Annotated in this window: 16 protein-coding genes; all 16 read left to right on the top strand. The window is 70.0% G+C overall.

The window, feature by feature from the left end; all coding sequences use genetic code 11:
* Positions 1 to 76: 76 nt before the first annotated feature.
* The 16 genes from SALPAC2_RS0109195 to SALPAC2_RS0109120 all read left to right on the top strand — a co-directional run bounded on the left by SALPAC2_RS0109195 (position 77) and on the right by SALPAC2_RS0109120 (position 15,543).
* The gene (locus tag SALPAC2_RS0109195; protein WP_080636999.1) at positions 77 to 1,483 is read left to right on the top strand and encodes an FtsW/RodA/SpoVE family cell cycle protein; all 1,407 of its coding nucleotides are present in this window, start codon (positions 77 to 79) and stop codon (positions 1,481 to 1,483) included.
* On the top strand, positions 1,483 to 2,589 hold the full coding sequence (gene murG / locus SALPAC2_RS0109190) for an undecaprenyldiphospho-muramoylpentapeptide beta-N-acetylglucosaminyltransferase (RefSeq protein WP_020493362.1): 1,107 nt from the start codon (positions 1,483 to 1,485) through the stop codon (positions 2,587 to 2,589). Before SALPAC2_RS0109195 ends, murG begins: the two co-directional genes overlap by 1 nt.
* Entirely contained in the window at positions 2,586 to 4,127 is a 1,542-nt protein-coding gene (murC, locus tag SALPAC2_RS0109185; RefSeq protein ID WP_018216364.1) for a UDP-N-acetylmuramate--L-alanine ligase, read from the top strand. The genes murG and murC overlap by 4 nt, the downstream gene beginning before the upstream one ends.
* A 32-nt stretch (positions 4,128 to 4,159) precedes the next feature.
* Positions 4,160 to 4,942: a cell division protein FtsQ/DivIB gene (locus SALPAC2_RS0109180; RefSeq protein ID WP_018216363.1), complete on the top strand. Its 783-nt coding sequence runs from the start codon at positions 4,160 to 4,162 to the stop codon at positions 4,940 to 4,942.
* A 226-nt stretch (positions 4,943 to 5,168) separates the two neighbouring features.
* Positions 5,169 to 6,284: a cell division protein FtsZ gene (ftsZ, locus tag SALPAC2_RS0109175; RefSeq protein WP_018216362.1), complete on the top strand. Its 1,116-nt coding sequence runs from the start codon at positions 5,169 to 5,171 to the stop codon at positions 6,282 to 6,284.
* A gap of 9 nt (positions 6,285 to 6,293) precedes the next feature.
* Positions 6,294 to 7,040 carry a YggS family pyridoxal phosphate-dependent enzyme gene (locus tag SALPAC2_RS0109170; protein WP_018216361.1) on the top strand — a complete coding sequence of 249 codons (747 nt, stop codon included), beginning with the start codon at positions 6,294 to 6,296 and terminating at the stop codon, positions 7,038 to 7,040.
* 183 nt (positions 7,041 to 7,223) lie between these two features.
* On the top strand, positions 7,224 to 7,904 hold the full coding sequence (locus SALPAC2_RS0109165) for a cell division protein SepF (RefSeq protein WP_018216360.1): 681 nt from the start codon (positions 7,224 to 7,226) through the stop codon (positions 7,902 to 7,904).
* 30 nt (positions 7,905 to 7,934) lie between these two features.
* Complete coding sequence (locus SALPAC2_RS0109160; RefSeq protein WP_012014418.1) at positions 7,935 to 8,243, top strand: YggT family protein; 309 nt, start codon at positions 7,935 to 7,937, stop codon at positions 8,241 to 8,243.
* A gap of 41 nt (positions 8,244 to 8,284) precedes the next feature.
* Positions 8,285 to 9,097 carry a DivIVA domain-containing protein gene (locus SALPAC2_RS0109155; RefSeq protein ID WP_018216359.1) on the top strand — a complete coding sequence of 271 codons (813 nt, stop codon included), beginning with the start codon at positions 8,285 to 8,287 and terminating at the stop codon, positions 9,095 to 9,097.
* A gap of 112 nt (positions 9,098 to 9,209) precedes the next feature.
* Positions 9,210 to 9,761 carry a hypothetical protein gene (locus tag SALPAC2_RS0109150; RefSeq protein ID WP_018216358.1) on the top strand — a complete coding sequence of 184 codons (552 nt, stop codon included), beginning with the start codon at positions 9,210 to 9,212 and terminating at the stop codon, positions 9,759 to 9,761.
* The gene (locus SALPAC2_RS0109145) at positions 9,748 to 10,068 is read left to right on the top strand and encodes a DUF167 domain-containing protein (protein WP_026184564.1); all 321 of its coding nucleotides are present in this window, start codon (positions 9,748 to 9,750) and stop codon (positions 10,066 to 10,068) included. The genes SALPAC2_RS0109150 and SALPAC2_RS0109145 overlap by 14 nt, the downstream gene beginning before the upstream one ends.
* A gap of 545 nt (positions 10,069 to 10,613) precedes the next feature.
* Positions 10,614 to 11,033: a TraR/DksA family transcriptional regulator gene (locus SALPAC2_RS0109140; protein ID WP_018216356.1), complete on the top strand. Its 420-nt coding sequence runs from the start codon at positions 10,614 to 10,616 to the stop codon at positions 11,031 to 11,033.
* Positions 11,034 to 11,096: 63 nt separating this feature from the next.
* Positions 11,097 to 11,798 carry a signal peptidase II gene (lspA, locus tag SALPAC2_RS0109135; protein WP_026184563.1) on the top strand — a complete coding sequence of 234 codons (702 nt, stop codon included), beginning with the start codon at positions 11,097 to 11,099 and terminating at the stop codon, positions 11,796 to 11,798.
* Complete coding sequence (locus SALPAC2_RS0109130) at positions 11,795 to 12,739, top strand: RluA family pseudouridine synthase (protein ID WP_018216354.1); 945 nt, start codon at positions 11,795 to 11,797, stop codon at positions 12,737 to 12,739. The genes lspA and SALPAC2_RS0109130 overlap by 4 nt, the downstream gene beginning before the upstream one ends.
* A 48-nt stretch (positions 12,740 to 12,787) precedes the next feature.
* On the top strand, positions 12,788 to 13,987 hold the full coding sequence (locus tag SALPAC2_RS0109125) for a hypothetical protein (RefSeq protein WP_018216353.1): 1,200 nt from the start codon (positions 12,788 to 12,790) through the stop codon (positions 13,985 to 13,987).
* A 44-nt stretch (positions 13,988 to 14,031) separates the two neighbouring features.
* Positions 14,032 to 15,543 (top strand): AAA family ATPase, encoded by a 1,512-nt coding sequence (locus SALPAC2_RS0109120; RefSeq protein WP_026184562.1) that lies wholly within the window; start codon positions 14,032 to 14,034, stop codon positions 15,541 to 15,543.
* Positions 15,544 to 15,572 lie beyond the last annotated feature (29 nt).

The raw sequence follows: 15,572 nt of genomic DNA, 5'->3' as shown, positions 1-15,572 counted from the left end.
GGCCCCGCCGGTGGCGCGGGCACCGGAGGCGCCACCGGACGCTCCGCCCCTGCGCGGTCTGAGCGCCGCCGGCGGGTTGGCCGCGCTGCGTGGCCTGCTGGACCGGCCGCTGGCCTCCTACTACCTTCTGATGTTCAGCGTCGGCCTGCTGCTGCTGATCGGTCTCACCATGGTCTTCTCGGTGACCAGCGTGGAGGACTTCGCCGAACGCGGCGATGCCACCGCCTCCCTGACCGAGCAGGCCATCTTCGCGGTGTTCGGGATCGTGGCCTTCTGGGCGTGCCAGCGGCTGCCGGTCCGTACCTTCCAGGCGGTCGCCTGGCCGGCCCTCGGGGGCGCGGTGGGGTTGTTGCTGTTGCTGAATCTGGTGCTGGTGCTCGGCTCGCTGGCCGGCGTCAACCAGATCGGCCCGTTCGCCGCGGACCGGAACTGGTTGTACCTCGGGCCGTTCCAGCTCCAACCCTCCGAGCTGGCGAAGTTCGCCCTCGTCCTGTGGGGGGCGGACGTGCTCGCCCGAAAGGGCGCCCGGCTCGGCTGGTGGCGAGAGTTGGCCACGCCGCTCTTCCCGGTGCTGGGGCTGCTGTTCGTGCTGGTCGGCTACAACGACCTCGGCACGCTGCTCTGTCTGCTGGCCCTGGTCATCGGGCTGCTCTGGGCGGCTGGGGTGCGGCTGCGGGTCTTCGCGGTGTTGGGCGCGATCGGCCTGCTTGGTGTCGGTCTGCTGGTGGCGGTCGCCTCGTACGGCGCCGGGTCGAAGGGGTCGGGCGAGAAGGGCGAGGGAAATTTCCGGCTGGAGCGGCTGACGAATTTCTTTGACCCGCCACCGCTCGACAAGTGCAAGATCGACGAGTGTTACCAGATGCTCCAAGCTCGGTACGCGATCGAGCACGGGGGCTGGTTCGGCACCGGGTTGGGCAAGGGTTCCCTGAAGTGGGGCGCGCTCCCGGCGGCGGAGAACGACTTCATCTTCGTGATCATCGCTGAGGAGTTGGGTGTTGTCGGGTCCGGCGTGGTCGTGGCGCTCTTCGCGGTGCTCGCGTACACCGGGCTGCGGATCGCCCGCCGGGTGTCCGGTCGGTTCCGGCAGCTCGCCGCCGCCGGGGCGACCGCCTGGCTGATCGGCCAGGCGGTGATCAACATTGGGGGCGTGATCGGGTTGCTGCCGCTGACCGGCGTGCCGCTGCCATTCATCTCCGAGGGCGGGTCCGCTCTGGTCGTCACGCTCGCCGCGGTCGGCATGCTCGCCTCGTTCGCCCGGGCCGAACCTGATGCGGCGAGAGCCCTGCATGCCCGTCCGCCGGCCCGATGGGTCCGACTAGTCTGGGCCCCGTTGCCGCCGCTCCCCGGCCGGCGCCGCCCGGGTTCCCCACCAGCTCCCCGGGCCCGGGTGCCCCGGGGGCGGAATGAAGACGACCAGGCCGCACCGCGTGCCGTCCGGGCGAACCGGGCCCGGCGTGGGTCGGCCGAGGAGAGGAGACGGTGATGGGTCCGCTGCGTTCGGTGGTGCTTGCGGGAGGTGGCACCGGGGGGCACATCTACCCGCTACTCGCCTTCGCCGACTGCCTGCGCCGGCACGACTCCGGTGTCCGGATCACCTGCCTGGGCACCCCCAAAGGGCTGGAGAACGAGCTGATTCCACCCGCCGGGTACGACCTACGTCAGATCCCCGCGCACCAGCTGCCCCGCTCGATCAACCTGGACCTGGTGAAGACCCCGGGCCGGATGTGGACCGCGGCCCGGGCGGCTGGCAAGGTCATTGATGAGGTGCAGGCCGACGCGGTGGTGGGGTTCGGCGGGTACGTCTCGGTTCCGGCGTACCTCGCCGCCTGGCGACGTGAGCTGCCGATCGTCATCCACGAGGTCAATGTGCCGCCGGGGGTGGCCAACCGGCTGGGCATGAAGTTCACCAAGCACGTCGCGGTGGGCTTCCCGCACCAGCCGGCGCAGGCCGAGTCGCTGCGCCGGGCACGGGTGGTGGGAGTGCCGCTACGCCGGGGTATTGCCGGTCTGGACCGAGCCGCCATGCGTACCGCCGCCCGCGCCCACTTCGGGCTCCGGCCGGACCTGCCGGTACTTTTCGTCGCTGGCGGATCGCAGGGCGCCCGCTCGATCAACCTGGCGGTTGTCGGGGCGGCCAAGGAATTGGCCCGGAACGGAGTGCAGGTGCTGCACGTGGTCGGTGCCCGGAACGAGGCGGTGTCGGTGCCGACCGACCTGCCCGCACCGTACGTGACGGTGCCGTACCTGTCGCAGATGGAGCTGGGGTACGCCGCGGCCGATCTGATGCTCGGCCGGGGCGGGGCGATGACCTGTGCCGAGGTAGCGGCGGTCGGGCTGCCGACGGTCTACGTGCCGTACCCACACAGCAATCAGGAGCAGCGACGAAACGCGGTGCCGGTGGTGGAGGCCGGGGGCGGACTACTCGTTGACGACGCCGAGCTGACACCGGCCTGGGTGGAGAGTACGGTGATCCCGCTGATCCGCGACCCGCAGCGGCTGGCCACGATGGGGAGTGCCGCGGCCGCTTACGGGCATCGGGACGGCGATGAGGCGTTACTCAACTTTGTTTACGAGGCGGTGGCCCGGTGAGCGGGAACAGTACGGCGAAGTCCTCTCCGGCCGGTCAGCTGACGGCGGAGGATCTCGGCGCCATCCATTTGATCGGGGCCGGTGGCATCGGGATGAGCGGCCTGGCCCGGCTCTTCCTCACCCGCGGAATCTCGGTCTCCGGCAGCGAACTGCGCGAGTGGCCATCCCTGGCGGGGCTGCGGGCGCTGGGTGGCACGATCTACATGACTCACGAGGCGGCCAACCTCGACGGTGCGGACACGGTTGTCTACTCCTCTGCGATCCCGCCCGACCACCTGGAGCTGGTGGAGGCGCGTCGGCGTGGCCTGCGGGTGCTGCACCGTTCCGAGGCGCTCGCCGCGGCGATGACCGGCCGCCGGACGGTCGCGGTGGCGGGCACCCACGGTAAGACCACCACCACCTCAATGGTGACCATGGTGCTTCAGCAGGCCGGGGTGGATCCGTCCTTCGTGATCGGCGGGGAGATTTCCGAGGTCGGTTCCGGTGCGCACCATGGCACGGGTGAGTACTTCGTGGTGGAGGCGGATGAGAGTGACCGTTCATTTCTGAACTATCGACCGTTTGTCTCGATCATCACCAATATTGAGGCCGACCACCTGAACACCTACGGTGACCTGGCCAATCTGGAAGCGACCTTCGCTGACTTCGCCCGCCTCACCGACCCGGACGGCTTCATCATCACCTGCGCTGACGACGCGGGTAGCCGGCGACTGGCCGAGACGCTCCGCGCCGAGGGACGGCCGGTGTACACGTACGGCACCTCGGCCGACGCGGATCTACAGCTGACCGAGATGGCCTCCTCCACCCGCGGCATCCGTTACCTCGCCGAGATCGACGGCCGGTCGCTGGGCGAGTTCCGACTGCCGGTGCCGGGGCGGCACATGGGGCTCAACAGCGCCTCGGCGGTGCTCGCCGAGTACCTGTTGGACCTGCCAGTGGAGGCGGCGCAGGCCGCGCTGGCGGCCTTTCCTGGTGTTCGGCGGCGCTTCGAGCGGAAGGGCATCGCGGACGACGTGCTGGTCTATGACGAGTACGCGTATCACCCGACACCTATTGAGCTGGCGCTGCGGACGTTGCGGGAGGTGGCCGGCGACGGACGGTTGCTCGTGGTGTTCCAGCCCTATCGGCTTTACCGCACCCGCGACCTGCAGGCGGAGATCGCCGAGGCCCTCGCCATCGCCGACGAGTTGGTGCTGTTGGAGGTCTTCGGGCCGGGGGAGCTCCGGGGGCCGGGGGAGGGCTCGGCGGAGCTGATCGAGGCGGTGCCGCTGCCGGCCGACCGGAAGATCTTCGTGGACTCCTGGGAGGCGGCGCCGGTCGAGGTGGCCCGCCGGGCCAGGTCGGGCGATGTCGTGGTGACGATGGGCGCGCCACCCAGCTCGCTCCTGGGCGACCAGCTACTCGACGCGCTGTCGCAGCGGGGTGCGGCGGGTGCCGCCGGCGCCGTTCCCGGCGGTGACGTCGGGGGTGCGACGACGATTGGGGGCACGGTCCCCGACCTCCCGGGTAGCTCCACTCCCGGTGCTACCGCCGGATGACCTCGCGGCCTAGGCGTCGGCGTACCTCCGGGGTGGAGGGGGGAGCCGGCCGCCGAGGGCCGGCCCGCCGCTGGCAGCTGGTTCAGGCCGGCCGGGACGCGGTGCCCGCCTCAACCCGACGGTTCATGGCCCGGGCTCGGCGGCGTCGAATGCGCGCGGTTCTGCCCTGGGCGCTCATGGCTGGCGGGCTGGCGCTGGCGGGGCTGGTCGGCTGGGTGCTGGTCGGCACTGGCCTGTTCGGGGTGCGTGAGGTGCGGGTGGAGGGGGCCGAGTTGGTGACCGCGGTCGAGGTGCGTGCTGTCGCTGGTGTGCCCGACGGCACGCCGCTGGCCCAGGTGGACCTTGCAGCCACCGCGGAGCGCATCGGTGGCCTGCCGGCAGTGGAGCAGGTTGACGTGACGCGGGACTGGCCGGATGTCCTTGTGGTCCGGCTGACGGAGCGGACCGGTGCGGCGGTGGTGCCGCAGGAGGGCCAGTTTCTCGTGGTGGATGCTGCTGGGGTCGTCTTCCGTCGGCTGTCGGCTCCTCCCGACGGCTTACCGGTGATTCGGCTGGCGACGCCGGGCCCGGCCGATCCGGAGACCCAGGCCGCCCTGGCGGTGCTCGCCGAGCTCACCCCGCAGCTGCGGGCCGAACTCGTGGACGTCACGGTGGAGGGGCTGGCCCGACTCACCCTTCACCTGCGCGATGAGCGGCGGGTGGTGTGGGGCGACGCGACCCGGGGGGCAGACAAGGCACGGGTCGCCACCGCGTTGCTGAAAGGGGCGGCGGCCACGATCGATGTCAGCGCTCCGGACGTGGTGACCGTTCGGTGATGTGTGATCTGCCCGCCGGGGCGACACGCCGCCGGGTTGCTTGGCACATTGGGCGGAGGCGCTTACGTTGCCCCGAAGAGGATCAGTGGTTGACATAAATGTAACCCTCTAGTAGAGGGTGAGGGTTTACACCCGAGCCCTGGTGATGGCCGCGTCGTCAACCGTTGATCCTGGGCAAGCCGAGTGGCGCGGCCCATGCCAATCTCGAGGGGGAAAGGACCTTCAGATGACACCTCCGCACAACTACCTGGCGGTCATCAAGGTCGTCGGTATCGGTGGCGGCGGCGTGAACGCCGTCAACCGAATGATCGAGGTTGGGCTCAAGGGCGTCGAGTTCATCGCGATCAACACCGATGCGCAGGCACTGCTGATGAGTGACGCCGACGTCAAGCTCGACGTGGGGCGGGAACTGACCCGTGGTCTGGGCGCTGGTGCCAACCCAGATGTCGGTAAGAACGCGGCCGAGGACCACCGCGACGAGATCGAGGAAGTCCTGAAGGGCGCCGACATGGTCTTCGTGACCTGCGGTGAGGGCGGTGGCACCGGCACCGGCGGCGCTCCGGTGGTGGCGAACATCGCCCGTAAGCTCGGCGCGCTGACCATCGGCGTGGTCACCCGGCCGTTCTCGTTCGAGGGTAAGCGCCGCCAGGTGCAGGCAGAGGCCGGCATTGACGAGTTGCGGAACCAGTGCGACACGCTGATCGTGATCCCGAACGACCGGCTCCTTGCGCTCGGTGACCGGAACATCTCCATGATGGACGCCTTCCGCACCGCGGATCAGGTGCTTCTCTCCGGTGTCCAGGGGATCACCGACCTGATCACCACTCCCGGTCTGATCAATCTGGACTTCGCCGACGTCAAGAGCGTGATGAGCGGTGCCGGCAGCGCGCTGATGGGAATCGGTAGCGCCCGGGGTGAGAACCGGGCGGTGGAGGCGGCCGAGGCGGCCATCTCCAGTCCGTTGCTGGAGCAGAGCATGGACGGTGCGCGCGGCGTGCTGCTCTCGATCGCTGGCGGTTCTGACCTGGGGCTGTTCGAGATCAACGATGCGGCGCAACTGGTCACCGACGCGGCCCACCCGGAGGCAAACATCATCTTCGGTGCGGTGATCGACGACGCTCTCGGTGACGAGGTGCGGGTCACCGTCATCGCCGCGGGCTTCGACGGAGGTGCGCCTGCGTACAAGGCGGCCGAGCCGGCCCGCAAGACGAATCAGAATCAGCCGGCGCCGGCGACGCCCGCGGCACCGGCGCCGCCAACCACCCCCGCACCGCAGCAGTCGCCGCGTCGGGTTCTCTTCGACGACGTCGATGTTCCCGACTTCCTCAAGAACGGTTCCTGAGTCCTGCCGATGACCAACACCCCCGCCGCGGCGCCCACCGACCGGAGCGTCGATCTCGCAGCTGGCCTTGCCCGAGTCCGTACCCGAATCGCCGACGCCTGTGCGGCGGCCGGTCGGGAGCCCGGGGAGGTGACCATGATCGCAGTGACCAAGACGTACCCGGCGAGTGACGTGGTCGCCCTAGTGGGGCTCGGGGCCACCGAGGTCGGGGAGAACCGGGACCAGGAGGCCGCAGCGAAGGCGGCCGAGGTAGCCGCGGCGGGGGTGGCGCCCCGGTGGCACTTCGTCGGCCAGCTGCAGCGGAACAAGGCGAAGTCGGTGGTCCGGTACGCCGACGTGGTGCAGTCGGTCGACAGTGTCCGGTTGGCCCGGGCGCTGGATCGGGCTTCGGCGGCCGAACGGGACCACCCGTTGGAGGTTCTCCTTCAGGTAAGCATTGACGGGGCGCTGGGCCGCGGTGGTGCGTTGCCCGGCTCCGCCGACCCGGACGCGGGGCTCGATCCGGTGGCCGAGGTGGTGGCGGGTGCGGACGGGCTGCGGCTTGGCGGGTTGATGGCGGTGGCGCCGCTGGGCTGGGAACCGGACCGGGCGTTTGCCCGGTTGGCGGAGGTGGCAGCCGGGTTCCGGGCCCAGCATCCGCAGGCGACGTCGTTGTCGGCTGGCATGAGTGGGGACCTGGAATCGGCGATCCGGCACGGTGCGACACATGTCCGGGTCGGCAGCGCGTTACTCGGAATGCGCCCCACGCTGCGGTAGCCTGCCGACAGGAGCAAATTACATCGGTGTTGTTTGGTAGGAGTGGCATTCCACTCGTCGGGTTGTGGTGCGTGGCGCGAAACGCGCACCAGGGGGATGCCGACCTGGCGGGCAGATTTGATCCACCTGCGACAGGCGACACGGCACGGGTGGATGCCGCAGGGCGGACGGGAAGGGCGCGGGATGGGTGCGCTGCGCAAGGCGGGGGTCTGGCTCGGTCTGGTCGAGGAGGACGACGAGCGGGCTTACGACGACGGTGGCTACGACAAGGGTGACTACCGCGAGTCGCGGTATCGGTCGAGCCGATACTCCGAGGACTTCGGAGACGACGACGATGAGGAGACCGCTCCGCCCCGTTCGCGGCTTGGCGACCGGGGGCGTCTGGAGCGGGCTGCGGCGCGGGCTGGTGATGCGGACCAGGACGAGGAGAGCGAGCAGCCGGAGCGGGTGGAGCGTTCCAGTGTCCGGTCGATCACTCGGTCCGTTCCCGAGTCGTCTGGTGCCCTGACCTACCACACCCGCGACAACCTGGCCCTGGCGCCGCAGGCGGCGGTTCGGGAGCGGGTCTCGGTGGAGGAGGAGCAGCGCTACCAGATCACCACCCTGCACCCGACCACCTACCGGGAGGCGCGGACCATCGGCGAGCACTTCCGAGACGGGGTCCCGGTTATCATCAACCTGACGGAGATGGACGAGGCGGATGCGCGGCGACTGGTTGACTTCGCCGCTGGGCTCGCGTTTGGGCTGCGTGGTGGGTTCGAGCGCGTGACCAATCGGGTGTTCCTGCTTTCGCCGGCCAATGTCCAGGTCACCGCGGAGGACAAAGCCAAGATCGCTGAGGGCGGTTTCTTCAGCCTCAGTTGATCAGCCCGAGTGCAAGGGACGTCGCCAGCCGTGTTGTCAATCCTGCTCCAGGTTCTATATCTGGTCTTGTTTGTCTTTCTTCTCATCCTGTTGTCCCGATTTGTGTTGAGTGCTGTGCTCCAGTACGGTCGGCGTTGGCAACCAGGGCGTGGGGCTTCGGCAGGGCTGGAAACCGTGTGGAGCGTCACTGATCCCCCGCTCCACGCGTTGAGGCGTGTGATCCCTCCGCTGCGAATTGGTACCGTGAGCATCGACCTGGCCTCCCTTGTGCTCCTGGTTATCCTGTTCGTGCTGATGGAGTTCGTGTTAGGGCCGTCGATCATCAGGACCGCTGGATGACCGATGCGCTTTCGCGGCCGCAACTGACCCGAGGAGTTTCGATGCCGCTGACCCCGGCCGACGTCCACAACGTCGCCTTCAAAAAGCCGCCGATCGGCAAGCGGGGGTACGACGAGGAGGAGGTCGATGCCTTCCTGGACGAGGTCGAGCGTGAGCTGGCCCGTCTGATCGAGGAAAACAACGAGCTGCGCGCTCAGGTGGAGCGCGGTGGCCGTGGCGGTGGCCCCGCCGGTCCGGTCGGCCCCGGCGGTGACGCGCGGCTCGCCGCCGAGCTCAACGACGTGAAGGCCCAGCTCGACCGGGTCCAGCGGGACAAGGCCGGAGCCGAGCAGGCCGCCCGTGCGATGCAGGCGGAGCTGGAGCAGGTCCGTGGCGCTGGTGCCGTGCCCGCTGGCGGCGACGGCGAGCAGCAGGCGCTCCGGGTGCTGATGATGGCCCAGCGGACCGCCGACGAACACGTCACCGACGCCCGCCGCGAAGCCGACCAGGTGCTCTCCGAGGCTCGGTCCAAGGCCGAGGAGGTCACCCTCGAGGCGCGGGCCAAGGCCGACGCCCTGGAGCGGGATGCCCGTCAGCGACACCAGGAGGCCATGGGTGGCCTGGACACCAAGCGCACCGCGTTGCAGGAGCACATCGAGGGGCTCAAGCAGTTTGAGCGCGAATACCGCACCCGCCTCAAGGCGTACCTCGAGAGTCAGCTGCGTGACCTTGACAGCCGTGGGCAGGGCCCAGATGTCGAGCTTGACCGGACCGACGGTGGGGGACGCGCCGGTGGCGGCAACGGACTTGCCGCAGCCGGCCTCGCCGGCTCCTACGGCGGCGGCCGCTCCGGTGCGCTGGAAGCCGGTCGCTGACCACACCGGCCGGCGGTCGTCGCCCTGACGGTTGCCCGGTCTCGCTCAGAATCGGAACGAGACGCGGGGGTGGGCTTTGATAGTCGCCAGTATCCTGCTCATTCTCGTTGCAGTGGTGCTGCTGGTGGCGGGCCTCGCTGATGGATCCAGCAGCCTGCTGGTCGTCTCCATCGTGGCCAGCCTGCTGGCTGCCGTAGCGCTTGTCATGGGTGCCCGCCAGGCAGCCGCGGCCCGGGCAGCGGCGGAGCAGAACCTGTCCGCGGCGGATCAGGGCGGTGAGGGGAGAGTCGACCGGCAGCCGGACGGCCACCTGCTTCCCGGTCAGCAGGTTCCCCCGCCGATCGACCATGGCGGCACCGGGTGGCGGCAACCACCCGGGCCGCCGGTCGTAGGCCCCACACCGGTTGCGGACGGGGAGCCAACTCCAGCGGCGGTTTCCCCGGCGGACGCGGCCCGGCTGGCCCGACTCGACCGGGAGGTGTGGGTGGTCGACGCCCACCCCCGCTACCACCTTGCCGGCTGCGGGGAACTACTCGGCGAGCCCGAGCCGCTTCCGGTCGCCGAGGCGATAGACCTCGGCTTTACCCCTTGTGCCCACTGCGCCCCGGTCGCCGCCCTGTTGACTGCGGAAGGGCGGATCGGTAGCGGCGGTGCCGGTGCCTGAGGCACCAGCCGCCCACGGCGGTGACTCGTTGACTGTCGCGGTCCGGATTAAGCCGGGATCGTCTCGGTCCCGAGTAGGGGGTCGCTACCCGGGCCCGTATGGCCCTGCTCTGATCATCGCGGTAACGGCACCACCTGTGGACGGGCGGGCCACCGAGGCGGCGCGCCGTGCCCTCGCCGAAGCGCTCGGTGTCCGGCGAGGAGCGGTCTTGCTGGGCGCTGGGGCGGCCAGCCGAAACAAGATCTTTTATGTCGGTGGGGTCAGCGCCGAGATCACCCAGATGCTGCGCCAGCTCCGCGACGGATAAGGCGGGCCGGCCACCACGCGCCCATGCCCTGCACCGGGGCACCTGCCCCGGCCCGCTGGCGTTGCCCCGGCCCCCTGGTACCTGCCCCGGCCTCGTTTCTGAGCCATCGCCCTGCCCGGCCAGACCTGCTGGGCTCTGGGCCGCGGGTGCTGCTGGTTGGGTGCGGTGGCTACTTTCCACCCGGGCCGGCAGCAGCCTGCTCCCCGTCCGCCGCGGCGGGACACTTCCGCGGCGGTGGACCGAGGTGCAGCGGTGGCTGCGGCCCGTCTGGCAGCGGCGGATGGCGTGCGGGTTTGGCGATTACGGCGAGGGCCGGAGCGATCAGTCTGCTAGCGTTCCTTTTGCCCGAGATGTGTTAATTCGGGGTGGGCGTCAGGGGGTCGGTGCGCCACATTGTCCGACGCCTGTACGTTCCGTATCCTTGCGAACCTCCGGAGTGCGCGGCCATGTGGCTGCGCGCCCGTTTTGTACCTGGGGGCGCCGAACGCGGCGGCCTCTGTCCAGGTGCCGCGGCCCTCCGCGGCTCCGCGGCTAAGGGAGCGACGATGGCGAAGCCAGCCGACACCAGGACCGCCGGCCGTAAGCCGGCGACCAAGTCCACCCGCAGCGCGGCGGAGACCGAGAAGATCCGGGCAGCCCTGGCAGCACGGCGGGACGAGCTACGTGCCGAGTATGATCAGACGTTGAGCGAGATCACCGAGCTGCAGCGCGACCGGCTGACCGACTCGGCCGGGGATGACCAGGCCGACACCGGCACCAAGACGTTCGAGCGGGAGCAGGAGATTTCCCTCGCGAACAGCATCCTGGAACGGATCACGCAGGTCGAGCGGGCACTGGAACGGCTCGATGAGGGTGGCTACGGCTGGTGCGAGCGGTGCGGCACCCCGATCCCGGTGGAGCGGCTGGCTGCCTTCCCATCGGCGACCCTCTGCGTGACCTGTAAGCAGTTGGCGGAGCGGCGCTGAGACCTCGCTCTCCAGCAGCCCGGTGAGGCGGCATCCGCCGCCGCGAGCGTCGATGGGGAGTAGATGACCGCAGGACCGACCCCGGGGCCCGGCCGTGCCGAGGCGACCGGGCCAACCGGGCCCGTCGAGGGTCCTCCAGGCCCCGGGCCGGATGGCGCTGTCGAGGCGGACGGGCCGCAGGGCGCCGTGGAGTCGCAGGGCGCTATCGACGGCGCGACCACCCGGCGCCGCGCCGCGTCGGTCCTGTTCGGCATCGGCCTCGCCGTGCTGGCGCTCGACTTCGGGACCAAGCATCTGGCACTTCAGGCCCTGGAGGGCCGGGAGCCGGCCAAGCTCCTGGGTGGCCTGGTCTATTTCAGCCTCACCCGCAACAGCGGCGCGGCGTGGAGTATCGGCGCCGACCACACCTGGATCTTCTCGCTGATCACCATGCTCGTGATCGGCTGGATCCTCTGGACGGCGCTGCGCCTGCGCTCCCTGCCCTGGGCGGTGTCGTTGGGGCTGGTACTCGGCGGGGCACTCGGAAACCTGATGGACCGAGTCTTCCGTGCTCCGGGCTGGTTCGTCGGTCACGTGGTCGACATGATCAGTGTCCTGGAGCCGTACGGCCGGGCGTTTCCGGTGTTCAACGTGGCCGATAGCGCCTTGGTCTGCGGCGTCTTCCTCGCGGTGTTCCTGGAACTGACCGGCCGGCAGCGCGACGGCAGCCGGCTCGGTCGGGACGGACGACCGGTGACCCCGACCGCGCCGCGGGAGCGGGCATGACGGCGGCGTACGCGGCCAGCGGTGACCAACGATCGCTGCCAGTCCCGGACGGGCTCGACGGGCTTCGCCTCGACCAGGCTGTGGCGCGGCTCTTCGGGCTCTCCCGGACGACTGCGGCGGCCCTGGTTGACGCAGGCGCCGCACTGGTCGATGGCACGGTGCGGGCCAACTCCTACAAGATCCGTGCCGGGTCCTGGCTGGAGGTCACGCTGCCGGCGCCGGCAGCGCCGGCAGCCGTCGTGCCGCAGGCGGTGTCCGGCCTTGGCGTCGTGTATGCCGACGACGACATCGTGGTGGTGGACAAGCCGGTCGGCGTGGCCGCTCACCCCAGTCCCGGTTGGACCGGACCGACGGTCATCGGCGGGCTTGCCGCGATCGGCCACCGGATCGCCACCAGCGGCGCGGCCGAGCGGCAGGGCGTGGTGCACCGGCTCGATGTCGGCACGACCGGGATCATGGTGGTGGCCAAGAGTGAGCAGGCCTATACCTTCCTGAAGCGGGCGTTCAAGTACCGCGAGGTGGAGAAGCGTTACCACGCCGTGGTGCAGGGGCACCTCGATCCGTTGCGGGGCACCATCGATGCTCCGATCGATCGGCACCCACACCACGACTACCGCTGGGCGGTGGTCTCGGGCGGTAAGCCCAGTATCACCCACTACGACACCCTTGAGGCGTTTCCGGCGGCCAGTCTGGTGGACGTACGGCTGGAGACAGGCCGGACCCACCAGATCCGAGTACATTTTTCGACGCTGCGCCACCCCTGTGTGGGCGACCTCACTTATGGGGCCGATCCCACCCTCGCCAAGCGGCTCGGCCTGGATCGGCAGTGGCTACATGCCCGGGAGTTGGGCTTCCGCCATCCCCGAACAGGGGAGGAGGTCTGCTTCGTCAGCGACTACCCTGACGATCTGGACCGCGCTCTGGGAATCCTGCGGGACTGAGCGCGGCCATGACCTGACCGATCCAACGCGACGAGGGGGTCTCCGTCCGTGCGCTCCGGTGACCTGCTGCGCCAGCTGGACCAGCGGCTGTTACCCCACCTCGTGGGCGTGGCGAACCGGCTGGCCCAGGGTTCTGCTCAATCCGGGCTCCTCCTCGGGGCTGTGCTGCTTTCCTGCCTTGCGGTGACGGTCACTGCGGTGTGGGGTACCGGCGCTCCGCCGGCCGGTGCCCCCACTGCAGACGAGGTGACCCGGGTCGGGGTGGCCGCCGGGGAGTCAATTCCTGGCTATCTACGGGATGCCACGGACGACCTGGCAGCGCTGCCGACGGCGGTCCCGTCTCCGGAGGACGGCACCTTCGCGCTGGTCTCGCTGTCGGCGTATCTGACGCCGGATCAGGCAGCCAACGTCTTCGGTGACGTGCCGGTCGCCGCTGTCATCGGCCGGGTGCCGTTACCGGAGCGGCAGACGGAGGTTGTCCGGATCGACGTGCCAGGCCTGCACGAAGACGTGATCACCGCCATAGCTGACCTGGCGGCCCGCAAGGAACGGGAGGCGGGTGCCTATCGGGCCCGGGCCGCTGCGGTCACTGATGGGAGACCGGAGCAGCGCGAGCAGCGCGAGTTGTACCTCAGCGCAGCACAGATGGCGGACGCCGAGGCAACGGCATACCGTGGCGGGTGTGCCTGCGTCTACGCGGCGGTGGTTCGGGCGGAGCCGGTCGAGTTGCGCCAAGTGGCGTCCCAGCCGGACGTGCGGGTCGTTGATCCCGCGCCGGAGGTGCGTCGGCTGGACCGCACCGTCTTCACCCCGCCCCTGCCAGAGCAGGATGTGGTGGCGCACCCCCTTGCGGACTCCGATCTGACCACCCCCGATCCGGTGTTCCCTGACCCGGACGTTCCTGACCCGGTGGTCCCGGATCCAGCGGTTTCCGATCCGGTTGTTCCCGATCCGGTGGTCCCGGATCCGGTCACCACCCCCACGCCGGTGCGCCCCACCCCGGTGGTCCCGGACCCGGTCACCCCCACCCCGAGCCCCGAACCGGTCACTCCCAGCCCGCCGCCGACGGAGGAACCAGTTCCCGGCCCAGCCTCGGAGGCGAAGAAGCCACTATCAATTTCACCGACCCCCGACCTTGCGTCCGAAGCGCCGCCCACGCCAGCCACCTTGGCGAACATGGTCGGCAGCGGTGCCTCCGAGCCGGTTTCGGAAGCTGAGGTCGGCCCGGTGGCAGGCGGATCGGTATAGCCCTAATAGGCTTTCGTTCGTAGCCTGTCAGACGGGGCAGCAGCATGGAGCTGGGAGGGCAAGCCGTGGAGGGCAGCGAGACCGGCTGGGGTCAGCCGGCCGAACCGGCACCGCGGTGGCGGGCGTTGCTCGACCGGGCGCGGCTCGGTAGCCGCGCGGCTGAGCCGGCCGGGCCGGAGGGGTCGGGGCAAGCGGTCCAGGCCGAGCCGTTGCCCCGACGGGCCGAGGGCAACGGCTACGCGGCCCGCGTGCCGGCAGTTGGGTCGCCGCACGTGCCAGGCTCCGGCTTGCCACCCGCCGCAGTGTCGTATGGCGCGGAGGCGCGAACCTACAGGGCTGACCCGTGGGACGCGGGGCACCGGGGTGAGCCGGCATACCGGGCCGAGCGGGGATCGCCAGCCGAGCTGGCGTATGGGGCGGATCCGGGCTACCGGGCCCCGTTGGCGCCGGTTCCGGAGCCCCGCTACTCCGAACCGCCAGCACCGCCGGCACCGCCGGCGCCGTCGCGCTATGCCTTGCTGGACAATGGCTACCGGCATGCGCCGCCGGCAGAGAACGGCTATCGGACTCAGCCGGCGCATCAGGCTGATCCCGGGAGTAGATCGGGGACCGACTACCGGCCTGAGCCGGTCCATCGGTCTGAGCCGGTCCATCGGCCTGAGCCGGCCAATCCGCCTGAGCCGGCGTACCAGCCCGCGGCAGGCCGCGGCTACGCCCGGCTGGAGTGGCGGCCGCCGTCAGCCCCGAGTGGTTCGGAGCGCGCGGCAAACGTACTCCGGAGGGAGCTCGGCGGCCCCCGGGTGCTGGCCTTCGCGAATCCCAAGGGTGGCGTGCACAAAACCACTGCGACCGTGCTGGCCGCCGCGACCGTCGGCAGCGTGCGCGGCCGGGGCGTGCTGGCCTGGGACGACAACGAGCTACGGGGCACGCTCGGGTTGCGTGCGGGCAGTGCCCGGCACGCCCGTACCATTCGGCACCTGATCAGCGACCTCGCGCACATCGAGATCAAGGATGGCCCGGAGCTGCTGGAGCAGCTCGACGACTATCTCCGGCACGCCTCAGACGGCTCGTACGACGTGCTGGCGGGTGAGGAGAGTCCCCGGTTCGCCCAACGGCTGGACCAGTTCACCGTCCGGCGGGTGCTGGAGCTGCTCCGCCGCACCCACGACGTGATCTGTGTGGACACCGGCAACAACGTGGAGAGCCCCAACTGGCGTACGGTCATGCAGGCCGCCGACCAACTCGTGGTCACCACGGTGCCACGAGAAGATGCCGCGTTCAGCGCGGACTGGATGCTCGACCTGCTACACGAGGTGGGCATGGGGGAGTTGGCCGACAACGCGGTGACCCTGATCTCGTGCCCGACCCCGGGGCACAGTGAGCTCCGGGCCGACCTGGAACGACACTTCGCCACCCGGACTCGGGCGGTGACTGTGGTGCCTTATGACCCGATCCTGGAGTCCGGCTCGTCCATCGAGTACCACCAGCTCCAGCCGGCGACCCGGGAGGCGTGGTTGAGCGCCGCCGCGGTGATGCTGGAGTCATTCGCCCGCTGAGTGGCGTGTCGTCCACCGGCGCCCCATGG

The sequence above is a fragment of the Salinispora vitiensis genome, assembly GCF_000378825.1.
Classification (GTDB): domain Bacteria; phylum Actinomycetota; class Actinomycetes; order Mycobacteriales; family Micromonosporaceae; genus Micromonospora; species Micromonospora vitiensis.
This window is presented reverse-complemented; position numbering and strand designations above follow the sequence as displayed.